12 protein-coding genes and 1 tRNA gene are annotated in these 13,417 nt (G+C 68.0%); 5 read left to right on the forward strand and 8 right to left on the reverse strand.

Annotated elements, in window-relative coordinates; all coding sequences use genetic code 11:
* Positions 1–696 carry a DNA alkylation repair protein gene (locus tag CYJ26_RS04965; protein WP_101638063.1) on the forward strand — a complete coding sequence of 232 codons (696 nt, stop codon included), beginning with the start codon at positions 1–3 and terminating at the stop codon, positions 694–696.
* Between the two features lie 350 nt (positions 697–1,046).
* On the opposite strand, the gene CYJ26_RS04970 is transcribed toward CYJ26_RS04965, so the two are convergent.
* Together CYJ26_RS04970 and CYJ26_RS04975 are read right to left on the reverse strand one after the other, a co-directional pair.
* Positions 1,047–1,352, reverse strand: a complete 306-nt coding sequence (locus tag CYJ26_RS04970) for a YhbY family RNA-binding protein (protein WP_006548654.1) — start codon at positions 1,350–1,352, stop codon at positions 1,047–1,049.
* 119 nt (positions 1,353–1,471) lie between these two features.
* Positions 1,472–2,611, reverse strand: coding sequence for a hypothetical protein (locus CYJ26_RS04975; protein ID WP_048682539.1), 1,140 nt, complete (start codon positions 2,609–2,611; stop codon positions 1,472–1,474).
* A 219-nt stretch (positions 2,612–2,830) separates the two neighbouring features.
* Between CYJ26_RS04975 and CYJ26_RS04980 the strand changes: the two genes are divergently transcribed.
* Positions 2,831–4,738, forward strand: a complete 1,908-nt coding sequence (locus tag CYJ26_RS04980) for an AMP-dependent synthetase/ligase (RefSeq protein ID WP_006548652.1) — start codon at positions 2,831–2,833, stop codon at positions 4,736–4,738.
* A 168-nt stretch (positions 4,739–4,906) separates the two neighbouring features.
* Positions 4,907–6,835: an AMP-dependent synthetase/ligase gene (locus CYJ26_RS04985; protein WP_034237180.1), complete on the forward strand. Its 1,929-nt coding sequence runs from the start codon at positions 4,907–4,909 to the stop codon at positions 6,833–6,835.
* Between the two features lie 65 nt (positions 6,836–6,900).
* Here the strand turns inward: CYJ26_RS04985 and CYJ26_RS04990 are convergent, their stop codons facing one another.
* The 6 genes from CYJ26_RS04990 to CYJ26_RS05015 all read right to left on the reverse strand — a co-directional run bounded on the left by CYJ26_RS04990 (position 6,901) and on the right by CYJ26_RS05015 (position 11,991).
* Entirely contained in the window at positions 6,901–7,269 is a 369-nt protein-coding gene (locus CYJ26_RS04990; protein ID WP_048682533.1) for a chorismate mutase, read from the reverse strand.
* On the reverse strand, positions 7,266–8,558 hold the full coding sequence (gene clpX / locus CYJ26_RS04995; RefSeq protein ID WP_101638065.1) for an ATP-dependent Clp protease ATP-binding subunit ClpX: 1,293 nt from the start codon (positions 8,556–8,558) through the stop codon (positions 7,266–7,268). Before clpX ends, CYJ26_RS04990 begins: the two co-directional genes overlap by 4 nt.
* A 148-nt stretch (positions 8,559–8,706) precedes the next feature.
* Positions 8,707–9,402, reverse strand: a complete 696-nt coding sequence (locus CYJ26_RS05000; RefSeq protein ID WP_024036723.1) for an ATP-dependent Clp protease proteolytic subunit — start codon at positions 9,400–9,402, stop codon at positions 8,707–8,709.
* A 1-nt stretch (position 9,403) separates the two neighbouring features.
* Positions 9,404–10,000, reverse strand: a complete 597-nt coding sequence (locus tag CYJ26_RS05005; protein ID WP_034237261.1) for an ATP-dependent Clp protease proteolytic subunit — start codon at positions 9,998–10,000, stop codon at positions 9,404–9,406.
* Positions 10,001–10,208: 208 nt separating this feature from the next.
* A complete protein-coding gene (tig, locus tag CYJ26_RS05010; RefSeq protein WP_006548646.1) occupies positions 10,209–11,573 on the reverse strand; it encodes a trigger factor in 1,365 nt (454 codons plus the stop codon).
* Between the two features lie 127 nt (positions 11,574–11,700).
* A complete protein-coding gene (locus CYJ26_RS05015; protein WP_024036722.1) occupies positions 11,701–11,991 on the reverse strand; it encodes a hypothetical protein in 291 nt (96 codons plus the stop codon).
* A gap of 121 nt (positions 11,992–12,112) precedes the next feature.
* On the opposite strand from CYJ26_RS05015, the gene CYJ26_RS05020 reads away from it, so the two are divergent.
* Positions 12,113–12,186, forward strand: a tRNA-Pro gene (locus CYJ26_RS05020).
* Between the two features lie 890 nt (positions 12,187–13,076).
* On the forward strand, positions 13,077–13,417 hold a 341-nt coding region (locus CYJ26_RS10810), incomplete at its 3' end, for a transposase (protein WP_244902031.1).

Genomic DNA, 13,417 nt, shown 5'->3' on the forward strand with positions numbered 1-13,417 from the left:
ATGCTGAGCGTGGCCCACCTCGCGGACCCCGGCAACGCCGACTTCGTCGCCCGTCTGGTGCCGCATATCGACCCCGGCACGATCGTGGGGGCGCGCGTGCCCGCGCTGCGCGCCTACGCCAAGGAGTCCTGGCGGGAGCGTCCCGGGGAGGTCGCCGAGTTCCTCCAGACCCTGCCTCACCGGCTCTTTGACGAGAACATGCTCCACGGCCTGCTGCTTAGCCAGTCCAAGGACCCCCAGCAGTTTCTCGACGGCGCCGAGGCCTTCCTGCCTTACATCGACAACTGGGCCGTGTGCGATTCGATGAGCGCCAAGCCCCTGCGCCGTGACCTGCCGACGCTGGAGGCCGCCGCCCGGCGGTGGATCGCGGCCGAGCACCTGTACACCCGTCGCTTCGGTATCGGTGTCCTCATGGAGTTCTTCCTGGGTGAGGCCTTTCGCCCCGAGCTCGTGGAGCTGGTGGCATCAGTGACGTCGCAGGAGTACTACCTGGAGATGATGGTCGCCTGGTACCTGGCCACTGCCGTGACCAAGCAGCCGGGCACCGCACTGCCGTGGCTGACCCAGGAGGAGCTGGCTGGCCGACTCTCAGTCTCGGTACGCCGCAAGGCGATCGCCAAGTGCCTGGACGCGACGCGGATTCCGCCCGAGACCAAGGACCTCCTGCGGCAGGTACGCGCCACGCTCCCCCGGTAGGAGACCCGTCCGCGGCATCGACACTGCACGTGTAGGAGCACACGGCGAACCGCCAGTCAGACGCAGGTTCCCGATTGCTGCGTGCATCGGTGACTGTGGCGTGTCTGCCGGCGGCCCGTGCAGGCAGCGGATCCTGCTTTGAGACGCACGGTTGTCGATTGCTACGTGCCCTGTTGATTGGTGCGTGCCTGCCAGAGCCTGGCAAGTACGCACCAATCAGCAGAACGCCGGTCCAGTCAGCAAAGCACGCCCCAGCCACCCCGACGACGGCGACAAGGCACCTTTCAGACCACGATGCAGCGGCCCCGGTCACTGAAGCGACAGCCCTGGACGCCCCGCGCCTTCAGCGCTCAGTCCCGCACAAGCTCCAGGGGCTTGACGTCGTCACGGCGCGTGCGCCGGTAGAGGATGAAACGGCCGCCGATGACCTGGACGACCTCCGCCTCCAGCTCTCCGGCCAGCGCACCAGCCGCCTCCTTGGCCTCCACGGGACTGGACTCCAGGACCGAGCACTTGATGAGCTCACGCTGGTCAATCGTGGCCTCGGCCTGGGCCACCAGTCCTGGAGTCAGCCCGTTCTTGCCGATCATGACCTGCGGATCGAGGTGGTGTCCCAGCGACCGCAGCTGCTTGACCTGCTTCTTGGTCAGGGCCATATCTGCTCTCCTTGGCTTGGCGCCCACTGGCGCGAGGCGGGCTGGCATCACGCTCAGCCCCGGACTGCGGCTCAGCCTACCCAGGTGTCCCCAGGCCGACGTCGTCGCAGCCGTGGTCCTTAGCGTGACAGGAGCGTCGCGGCGCCGTTCAGACGCGGCTCTCCCAGAGGCAGGGAGGTGTCCGAGGGCCAGAAGGTCTGAGCGGCGGGGTGAGACACCGAGATTCGCTGGCCGTCGTACTGGCTCCACGCCGAGGCCTGCTCCGCGTAGCCCAGCAGCACCATGGAGGCGGTGCGCGAGGACGTTCCCTGCCCGTCGCCGTTGGTCGCTGTGACCTCCTGCGGCTGGTCCAGGACCAGCAGCGCATAGGGTCCAGGGGTGTACTGGCCTGACCCGGGATTCGGATCCTGCTGCCCCTGCAGGGCGAGCACTCCGTCGTAGTCAGTCATGTGCACAGTGCCGGTGTAGACCGGGTCCCCGTTGGGGCTGGTGGCAGCAGGCCGGTCCTTGGTCAGCTTTCCTCCCTGCCCGAGTGGCGTGCCCTGACCGGCCGATCCCTGGTCACTAGCCGGCGAGGCGGAGGCTGTCGGGTCCCACGTCCCGGACTCCAGAGCGTCAAGCAGACTCGTGTCCGAGGCGTCGGTCCAGGAGATCTCCTCGCCCTGCTCGCCGTCGGGCAGGCAAGAGACCTGCACAACTTGTCCCTCACACAGCTGCTCCTGCGTGAACCCGGTCGCGCCCGCCGTGATCCGGGTCACCGATCCCTCACCGGTGCCCGAGAGCCACCAGGTGTAGATCAAACCCTTGCCCTGGGAGGAACGAGCCACCTGCCCCCGAAAGCCCCCGGCACTGGCCACGCCGACGGAGTAGTCGGCGTCCAGGACCGTGACGTCGTCTCCCTCTGGCTGGACGCTGATGAAACGCAGGACGCCGATCGTCTCCTGGCCCTGCCCCAGGTTCATCGCCTGCAGGACCAGGCGAGGCGTGGAGGCGTCCCCGAGCGGGTCGAGGGTGTAGGTGACCTCCTGCGCGCTCACGCCCGCATCGAGCCCAAGGTATGGAGCCGGATCAGCCAGGACCTGCCGATAGACCTTGGCAGCCTTGACAAAGACCGGGTTGACGCTCGGCTCGGCGCTGGCGGAGGCTGACGGCGTGAGCGCAGTGACCGCCACTGGCTCCTTGGAGGAGCAGGCGCTCAGTGCTCCAGCCACTGCCAGAGCAGCCATAGCGACGACGGCGATCACAGGACGTGTACGCATGCGCGGTCCTTCGGGGGATGTCAGGATGGGGAAGGTCGGCCACCGGCAGAGCGCAGCCACCAGCACCGACTCGCTGACGCTATCACAGGCCGTTTCCCCGACCTACGTCCCGTCAGACCAGATACCCCAAGGCTTTTGAGGAAATCCTCAGGGCCGAGCGTGGTCGATCTGTGGCTCGTCACGGCGGCGCCGTGCGGGCCAGCCTGAGATAATGCCGCGGTGAGTTCACGTACCCAGCAGACTGAGTCACAAGCCACTCCTTCCATCGCCGGTTCTCCATCGGTGGTCGACGGCGTCGCGATCTCTCCGCTCGTCAAGACTCCTGAGCCAACCTGGACCGTTCCCTGGCTCCTGGCTGACCGCATCGAGCGCCTGCCCGAGGCCACCCTGATCGAACGCAAGTCGCCCCTGGGCAACACCTGGGTTGCGGTCAGCGCCCGCAGCTTCGGTGAGGAGGTGGCGCGCGTGGCCGCGGGTCTGGTGGCTCGGGGCCTGGAGCCGGGCCAGACGGTGGGGCTCATGGCGCACACCTCGTATGAGTGGACGCTGCTGGACATGGCGATCGCTCGTGCCGGCCTCGTCTCCGTGCCGATCTACGAGACCGACTCTGCCGAGCAGATCGAGTGGATCCTGGCTGACGCGGGCCTGCGTCTAGTCATCACCGAGTCCGTCGCCCTGGCCGAGATCGTGCGTCAGGCCGTCGCGGCCCGCCGCGCAGCCGACCCGCAGGCGCCGGTAGCCGAGATCCTGTCCCTGGACCACGATGCCTTAACCGAGCTCACCGTCGCCGGGGCCAGCGTACCGCGCGAGGAGGTGGAGGCCCGCACCGCCGCTCTGCGCGGAGACGACCTGTACTCCATCATCTACACCTCTGGCACCACCGGCCGTCCCAAGGGGGTGGAGCTGACCCACACCAACTGCGCCGGCCTGGCATGGAACGGTGTGCGGTGGATCCCGGACCTGCTGTTCAGCCCGGACAGCCGGCTCCTGCTCTTCCTCCCCCTGGCCCACGCCTACGCGCGTTTCCTCCAGCTGCTGGCCATCGGTGGCCAGGGCGTGCTCGGCCACACCCCAGACGCCAAGACCTTGCTGCCTGACCTCCAGGCCTTCGCCCCCACCTACGTGCTCGCGGTCCCGCGCGTGCTGGAGAAGATCTACAACGCCGCTGACGCCAAGGCCGGCTCGGGCGCCAAGCTCAAGACCTTCCGCTGGGCGGCGAAGGTCGCAGTCTCCTACTCCCGGGCCCTGGACACCGAGGCAGGTCCCTCGCCGGCTCTCAAGGCCGCCCACACACTGGCCGATCGCCTGGTCTACCGCCAGCTGCGGGCGCTGCTGGGGCCCAATGCCCGCTACGCGATCTCGGGCGGAGGCCCGCTGGGTGAGCGCCTGGGCCACTTCTACCGCGGCATCGGCCTGGTCGTCCTCGAGGGCTACGGCCTGACCGAGACCATCGGCCCGGCCACCGTCAACCTTGACATCCGTAACAAGATCGGCACCGTCGGGCCGCCTGTGCCGGGCATGCACATCCGTGTGGCCGACGACGGCGAGCTGCAGGTGCGAGGCCTGTCCGTCTTCCCGCGCTACCACAACAACCCCGCCGACGCCGAGGTCTTCACCTCCGACGGCTGGTTCCGCACCGGGGACATCGGCTCGATCGACGCCGACGGCTGGGTGCGGATCACGGGCCGGCGCAAGGAGCTCATCGTCACCGCCGGGGGCAAGAACGTGGCGCCCTCGATCCTGGAGGACCGTCTGCGCGGCCACCCCTTGGTCAGCCAGGTCCTCGTGGTGGGTGACGGCGAGCCCTTCATCTCCGCCCTCATCACCCTGGACGCCGAGATGCTGCCGCAGTGGCTGAGGAACCACGGCCTGCCGGAGATGGACGTGGTTGAGGCCTCGACCAACCCGGAGATCCTGGCGGCGCTGGACCGCGCCGTCGCCCGGACCAACCGGGCGGTCTCGCGTGCGGAGTCCATCCGCACCTACCGGGTGCTGACCACGGACTTCACCGAGGCCAACGGGCTGCTCACGCCTTCGCTCAAGGTCAAGCGCGCGGCGGTGATGAAGGTCTACGCCGACGTCGTGGCGGACATCTACTCCACGACCAAGAAGGGCCCGCAGGACTGAGCTGGCCGCCGCGGCCGGGTGCCTGGCCACGCCCTGATGCCAGGACGACGGCGGGGCTTGCCACCGTGGTGAGCCCGGCCGTCGTCCTGTGGTTTCCACAAGCACGCGGCCCGGACACTGACGCTGCCACGAGGAGCGTCAGGCCCCCACGTGCGTCACACTGGCTCTATGAGCCATGACGCCTCCTCCCCCGCTTCCCACGGCCCCGCCCAGACCACCACCGCCCGCGAGTACTCCACCGCCCTGGCCGCTCCTGTCCACGCCGGAATGACCACTCCCTGGGCGCTGGCCGAGCGGGTGCGCCGTAATCCCGAGGGTGCCCTCATCGCCCGCAAGTCCTCCGTCGGCGGGCGCTGGCGGGACATGCCGGCCAGGTCCTTCCGGGCCCATGTGCGCGAGGTGGCGGCAGGCCTGGTCGCTCAGGGGCTCCAGGCCGGGGACGCCGTGGCCATCATGGCCCACACCTCCTATGAGTGGACGCTGCTGGACTTCGCCATCTGGGAGGCGGGCTGCGTCGCGGTGCCGGTCTACGAGACCTCCTCGGCCGAGCAGACCTCCTGGATCCTCACCGACGCTTCAGTGCGTCTCATCGTCGTCGAGGACGAGGCTATGGAGGCCGTAGTCACCTCCCTCCAGGCGCAGGACCCTGCGCTGGCCGACCTCAAGGTCTTCTGCCTGGCCAAGGAGGCCGTCACCGAGCTCATTGGCGCCGGCAAGGACACTGACAAGTCGGTCCTGGACGATCGCACCGCCGTGCTGACCAGCCAGAGCCTGGCCACCATCGTCTACACCTCGGGCACCACCGGACGGCCCAAGGGCGCTGAGCTCACCCACGGCAACCTGGTCTACCTCGCACTGAACACCTGCCACTACGTGCCCGAGGTCCTGGGCGGCACTGAGGTACGCACGCTGCTCTTCCTGCCCCTGGCCCACGTGCTCGCGCGCTTCGTCGAGATCGCGATCGTGTGCTCGGAGCACGGCGTGGTGGGGCACTCCCCTGACGTGAAGAACCTCGTCACCGACCTGGGGCTGTTCCGGCCCACCTTTGTGCTGGCAGTGCCCCGCGTCTTCGAGAAGATCTACAACGCCGCGGACGCCCGGGCCACAGGGGCCAAGCAGAAGGTCTTCCGTCTGGCGGCCAAGACCGCCATCGCCTACTCCCGTGCCCTGGACACGCCAGCCGGGCCCTCCCGGACACTGCGGGCTCAGCGCGCGACCTTTGACAAGCTGGTCTTCTCCACGCTGCGCTCGCTCCTGGGCGGCCGGGTCACCCACGTCATCTCCGGCGGCGGGCCGCTGGGCGAGCGGCTCGGCCACTTCTACCGTGGCGCCGGCGTGACCGTTCTGGAGGGCTACGGCCTGACCGAGACCGCAGCCCCCTGCTCGGTCAACCTGCCCAGCGCGACCCGGATCGGCAGCGTCGGCCTGCCGCTTCCCGGGACCTCGATCCGGCTGGCTGACGACGGCGAGATCCTGGTGCGCGGAATCGGGGTCTTCCGTGGCTACCACAACAACCCCGACGCCACCCAGGAGTGCTTCATTGCCGACGGCGCCCACGAGGAGGAGGCTGGGCAGGCTGGCTCCCACGAGCACCAGTGGCTGCGCACCGGGGACATCGGGTCCTTTGACGAGGGCGGGTTCCTGCGCATCACGGGCCGCAAGAAGGAGCTCATCGTCACCGCCGGAGGCAAGAACGTGGCCCCCGCGGTTCTGGAGGACCGTCTGCGCGGTCACCCGCTGGTCAGCCAAGTCCTCGTGGTGGGTGACAACCGCCCGTGCATCGGTGCGCTGGTGACCCTGGACGCCGAGATGCTGCCCCTGTGGCTCTCCAGCCACGGCATGGAGGACATGGACCCGGTGGCGGCCTCCCAGGACCCGCGTGTGCGCGCCGCGCTGGAGCGCGCGGTCACCCGCGCCAACGAGGCCGTCTCGCGGGCGGAGTCGATCCGCACCTTCACCGTGCTGCCCACTGACTTCACGATCGCCAACGGGCTGTTGACCCCGTCCCTCAAGGTCCGGCGCGCCGAGACGATCGCGCGCTACGCCGAGGAGATCGACGCGCTGTACTCCAAGGTTCCGGCGCGTCCGCAGTCCTGAGGCGACGCCAGCCCTGAGGCGGCGCCGGCAGACGGCCGGCAGACGTCTCAGGGCGCCGGCTGGGCTCAGGCGCCCGCCTGCCCAGCCGTGTGCTCGCCGGCCTGCTCAGTACGAATTGCCTCGTGGTGGCGGATGACTTCCTCGACGATGAAGGCGAAGAACTTCTCCGCGAAGACGGGGTCCAGTCCTGAGTCCTCGGCCAGGGCACGCAGCCGAGTCACCTGGCGCTCCTCACGGCCGGGGTCCGAGGGCGGCAGGTTCAGCCGGGCCTTGAGCATCCCGACCTGCTGGGTGCAGCGAAAGCGCTCCGCCAGCAGGTGGACCAGCGCCGCGTCCAGGTTGTCAATCGTGGCCCGGTAGCCTGCCAGCTCTGCGGGGACGCCTGGCTGAGCAGCCTCGACGGCCTCGGTGCGAGGTCCTGGCGCCCCGCTCATGCTGTCCGGCTCCGCCCACTGCGGCTGGTCGCGCTCAGCGTGCCCGATCCCGCCTCGTAGCGTGGCTTGGCGGTGCCGCGCACAGCATCGGCGTCGACGACGACTCGCCCCACCTCCGGCATCGAGGGCACCTCGAACATCGCGTCTCCCAGGACCTCCTCGACGATCGAGGTCAGCCCACGGGCACCGGTCTTGCGCGCCAGCGCCATCTCAGCCACTGCCTCGATAGCCTCGCCAGTCATCACCAGCTCGACGCCGTCGAGGCTGAAGAGGTACTCGTACTGGGAGACCAGGGCGTTCTTGGGCTCGGTCATCACGCGCACGAGCTCCTTGACCCCCAGGTCCTGGACCGTGGCGATCACCGGCAAGCGCCCGATGAACTCGGGGATGAGGCCGAACTTGTGCAGGTCCTCCGGGCGCACCTTGGTGGTGAAGACGTCCTGGGTCTCCTCGCTCAGCGTGCCTCCGAAGCCGAGCGTCGTCGCCCCGGACTCCTTGCGCTGGCGCTGACGCACGATGTCCTCGATGCCCGCGAAAGCGCCCGCCGCGATGAAGAGGATATTGGTGGTGTCGATCTCCAGGAACTCCTGGTGGGGGTGCTTGCGCCCGCCACCCGGGGGGACCGAGGCGGTGGTTCCCTCAATGATCTTGAGCAGGGCCTGCTGCACGCCCTCGCCGGAGACGTCACGGGTGATCGAGGGGTTCTCGGCCTTGCGGCCGATCTTGTCGATCTCGTCGATGTAGATGATGCCCTTCTCCGCGCGCTTGACGTCGCCGTCAGCGGCCTGGATGAGCTTGAGGAGGATGTTCTCCACGTCCTCGCCCACGTAGCCGGCCTCCGTCAGGGCCGTGGCGTCCACGATGGCGAAGGGGACATCAAGCAGCCGCGCCAGGGTGCGAGCCAGGTGGGTCTTGCCGGTTCCGGTGGGCCCGAGCAGCAGGATGTTGGACTTGCCCAGCTCCAGGCCGTCGCCCTCAGCCACGGCGCGTTCACGCACCTGGACGCGCTTGTAGTGGTTGTACACGGCCACACTCATGGCGCGCTTGGCGGCTTCCTGGCCGATGACGTACTCGTTGAGGAAGTCGAAGATCTCCTGGGGCTTGGGCAGCTCGAGCGGGACTCCCGCTCCGGACTCGGCCAGCTCCTCGTCGACGATCTCGTTGCACAGCTCAATGCACTCGTCGCAGATATAGACCCCAGGGCCCGCGATGAGCTTCTTGACCTGCTTCTGGCTCTTGCCACAGAAGGAGCACTTGAGAAGGTCGACGCTCTCAGCGCTTCGTGCCACCTGGTTTCCTCCCGGTTCCTCAAACCCGCCAGCGGCGGGCTCTTCCTCAGCCTACGGTGCCCGGCCTGGCCTTTCACCAGGACGCGCCGGGGCCCGACGGCGCAAGGCAGATGCGTCGTCGGGCCCCGGCGGCCACGGTTGACTGCGTTCAGGCCGAGTGGGGCGAGCGCGGAGTCTTGCGCGAGGAGAGGACCTGGTCCACCAGGCCGTACTCCAGGGCAGCCTGAGCGGTCAGGATCTTGTCCCGCTCCAGGTCCGCGTGGACCTTGTCCACGCTCTGGCCGGTGTGCGCGGCCAGGGTCTCCTCCAGCCAGGTGCGCATGCGGTCCAGCTCGTTGGCCACGATCTCGATGTCTGAGGCCTGTCCCTGCATGCCCTCCATCGCCGGCTGGTGGATAAGGATGCGGGCGTTGGGCAGCGCCAGGCGCTTGCCCTCGCTTCCGGCTGCCAGCAGCACCGCTGCCGCCGAGGCGGCCTGGCCCAGGCACACGGTCTGGATCTGCGGCTTGATGTACTGCATCGTGTCGTAGATCGCCGTCAGGGCGGTGAAGGAACCACCGGGGCTGTTGATGTACATGGTGATCAGGCCGTCGGGGTCCTGGGACTCCAGGACAAGGAGCTGGGCCATGACGTCGTCAGCGGAGGCGTCATCCACCTGTACACCGAGGAAGACGATGCGGTCCTCGAACAGCTTGGAGTAGGCGTCCTGACGCTTGAAGCCGTAGGCCGTGCGCTCCTCGAACTGAGGCATGACGTAACGGGCTGCGGGCAGGGCGGCCGGGTTGACGCCGCCGACCTGCATCTGGCGCGCCATGGCGTCAAAGTAGGGGCGAGAGCTTGTCATGTCAGTTCTCTCCGTTCTGCTGGATCTCGCGCGAGGAGGAGATGATGTGGTCGACGAAGCCGTACTCCAGGGCCTCCTGGGCGGAGAACCAGTGGTCACGGTCGGAGTCGGCAATGATCTCCTCCACCGTGTGACCGGTGTTGTCCGCCGTGATCTCGGCCAGCTCGTGCTTCATCTTGATGATGAGGTCAGCGTTGATGCGGATATCCGTGGCCGAGCCGCCCGCACCGCCGGAGGGCTGGTGCATGAGCACGCGGGCGTGGGGGGTGATGTAGCGCTTGCCCTTGGCGCCGGCAGACAGCAGGTGCTGCCCCATCGAGGCAGCCATGCCGGTAGCCACGGTCACGACGTCAGGCTGGATGAGCTGCATCGTGTCGTAGATGGCCATGCCTGCCGTCACGGAGCCACCGGGGCTGTTGATGTACAGGTAGATGTCCCGCTCCGGGTCCTCGGCAGCCAGCAGCAGCATCTGGGCGCAGATGGCGTTGGCGTTGTCGTCGCGCACCTCAGAACCGAGCCAGATGATGCGCTCCTTGAGGAGCCGGTTGTAGATGGAGTCGGTCAGGCCGAGTCCGCCGCCGTGGGAGTCGGCAGCCATGGGCGCGATGTGCTCGCTCACGTCAGTCCTCTCGTGGTCGTTGATGCCAACGCTAACGCGGGGCGGCGGCCCTCCATGCCCGGCCCACCGCTCTTTTCGCTCACGGCCCACCAATCGCGGGAACCGAGCAGGCTGATCACGACGACGGCGGTGCGTTCCCCACGTGGGTGACGCACCGCCGTCGTCAGTGTCAGAGACGGAGTGAGGCTCAGGCCTCCTCGTTCTCCTCAGCCTTGTCCTCGTCCTCAGCGGCAGCCTCGGCGACCTGGCTGACCAGGTTCTGGGCGTCGAGCTCGTCGGAGCCGATGAACTCGGTCAGGTCCACGTCCTTGCCGTCCGAGTCCTTGACGCTGACCTGGCGCAGGCCCATGGCGAGGGACTTGTTGCGGGCGATCTCGGAGACGAAGGCCGGGATCTGGCCAGCCTGCTGAGCGCCCTGCATGAACTGGCCGGGCTCCATGCCGTACTGCTGGGCGGTCTGGATGAGGAACTCGATGAGCTCGTCCTGGGTGACACCCACCTGGAGCTTCTCAGCCAGGACGTCCAGGATGATCTGGTCGCGCACGCCGGTGGTGATGTCCTCACGGATCTCGTCCGCGTGCGGGTCGTCAGCGGCCTTGCCCTCAGCCTGCAGGTGCTGGGCGATCTCGTTGTCGACCAGGCCATCGGGCAGCTCAAACTCGATCTTCTCGCGCAGCTGCTCCAGCAGGGCGTCGCGGGCGGCGACCGCCTGGTCCCCGGCCTTGCGCTCGCCGGCCTGCTTGCGCAGGTCCTCACGCAGCTCCTCGATGGTGTCGAACTCGGAGGCCATCTGGGCGAAGTCGTCGTCAGCCTCGGGCAGCTCGCGCTGCTTGACGGCCTCGGCGGTCACGGTGACCTCAGCCTCCTCGCCCTCGTGCGGGCCGCCGGCCAGCTGGGTGGTGAAGGTCGCGGACTCGCCGGTCTTCAGGCCGCGCAGAGCGGTGTCCAGACCCTTGAGCATGTTGCCCTTGCCGATCTCGTAGGAGACGCCGGAGGCGGAGTCAACCTCTTCGCCGTCGATGACGGCCTTGAGGTCGATGGTAACGAAGTCGCCGGTCTTGGCCTTGCGCTTGACGGACTTCAGCGAGCCGAAACGGGCGCGCAGGTTGTCCAGCTCGGTGTCCACGTCCTCGTCGGTGACGGCGACGGAGTCAACGGTGACCTCGATCTCGCTCAGCTCCGGGATCTCGATCTCGGGGCGAACGGTGACCTCAGCGGTGAAGACCAGCTGGCCACCCTGCTCACCAGTGACGTTGGGCAGCTCAGTGATCTCGATCTCGGGCTGGAGCATCGGGACGCGGCCAGCCTCGGTCATCGCCTCGCGGTAGAAGTCGCTCAGCTTGTTGTTGACGGCCTCCTGGATGACCGAGCCACGGCCCACACGCTGGTCGATGACGCGGTTGGGGACGTGGCCGCGGCGGAAGCCGGGAACCTGGATCTGAGAACCGATCTGCTTGTACGCGGCGTCGAGGCTGGGCTTGAGCTCCTCGTAGGGGACCTCCACGGTCAGCTTGATGCGCGCGGGGTCAAGGTTCTCGACAGTGCTCTTCACGGGTGCTCCGGGTAGGTGCTAGTGGTACGCCAGGGCGGACGTTCCTCCCGGCGGACGCCGGTGGCGTCAATCTGTGTCATCTTAGGGCACAGATGGCCTCTGGCCCCAAATGAGTCTGGGCACAGGCCTAGGCCAGCGGGACGCTGCGACCGGAGACCACCTTGGCCAGCACCGCCCGCGGCGTGCTGGCCACCTGGCGGACCGCGGCGGTGGTGCGGTCATGGACGGCGCGAGCCTCGCCGTCGTCCGCCCCAGTGAAGCGAACGGTGACGCGAGGCTCGCCGCGCACGACGTCGATCTGGAAGGCCTCCAGGATCGTAGTGGCCTCGACGGCGTCCCGTGCGGCGCGCTCGACGTCGAGCGGGGCACGGCCAGGAGCGAGGGCGCCGATGGTGAGGATGGTGCGGTAGGACGGCATAGGAGCACGCTACGGCGGTCCTCTCCCGCTTCCCAAGCAGCCGCGCTCGCCGGCCGGATTGGGCCCACGCCCCGCCTCAGGTACACTGCCGGTGCTCGTCCGCCTCGCCGCGGTTGAGCCACGGGGTATAGCGCAGCTTGGTAGCGCGCCTGCTTTGGGAGCAGGAGATCGTGGGTTCAAATCCCGCTACCCCGACCGCTGGGAGTGTTGCAGGTTTTGGCCCGCACCGGGTTGCAGGTTTCGCGCCCGCTCACTCCCGGCAGGGTGATTCGCGGTCTGCTCGCCCGCCCTCATGTCAGCGCACCGGGGTAGATGACCGGCGGGCACGCCGTGAAGCTCGCACCCGTGCATGAGCTCGTGGGAGAGAGTGAATGATGGGGAGGCCATGCTCGTGATCCCACCTTGGAAACCTCACCTTAGGGGTTGTATCACTTAAACCCCGTTGTATCACTTTATGGGCTCTTCAGAGTTGAGTGTGGGCGCGCCGGTGATGGGGGGTAGCTGGGGATAGACGTCGAGGTCCTTGATGATGAGCGGACTCCTACGCCCGCTGATCTCAAGGACCTCGACGATGCCCAACCATCGTTGTGCATGCCCTGACGCGCTCGATCGCTGCGACCGGTGCGACTTCCTTCTGGACTTCCCGGGCCTTCATCTGGTGGCCGTCTCGAAGGCCCGGGCCGGACTGGTGCTCGAGGTGGAGTCCTGCGATCCAGTGGCCGGATGCCCCGGTTGCGGGGTTATCGCCACCGGTGACGGTCGGGTGGTGGTCGAGGTGATCGATGCTCCGTGGGTGGGCCGTCCGGTGCGGATCCGGTGGCGTAAGCGTGGCTGGATCTGTCTCGAGGGCGTCTGCGCGGTGACGACCTTCGTCGAGCAATCCGCAGGTCTGCGCTCCACGGGGCCTGCTAAGCAGGCGCGCTGTCCGCTGGGCGATCGGCCGGCTCCGGCGCGAGGGGGCGACGATCCAGGGCCTGGCCCGCCAGCTCGGCACGACGTGGAACACGTTCTGGTCCCAGGTTCGACCGGTCCTGATCGAGGCCGCGAACGACCCTTCCCGGTTCGAGGACGTGCAGGTCCTGGGCGTGGACGAACATGTCTGGCATCACCGGGACCCGCGCCGGCGCGGACCGAAGGAGCTCACCGGGATGGTCGATCTGGCTCGAGGATCCCACCCCACTGCCAGGCTCCTTGACCTCGTCCCCGGCCGATCCGGCAAGGCCTACCGAGACTGGCTCGACGAGCGCGGCGATGAGTTCCGCAAGCAGGTCGAGATCGCAACGCTGGACCCGTTCCAGGGATACAAGAACGCGATCGATGACCAGCACGAGGACGCCACCTGCGTGCTGGACGCGTTCCATATCGTCAAGCTCGCCGGTGCGGCCGTCGATGACGTCCGCCGCCGGATCCAGCAAGCAGGAGGCCC

Origin of the sequence: Actinomyces urogenitalis, from assembly GCF_002861525.1 — a bacterium.
GTDB classification, from domain to species: domain Bacteria; phylum Actinomycetota; class Actinomycetes; order Actinomycetales; family Actinomycetaceae; genus Actinomyces; species Actinomyces urogenitalis.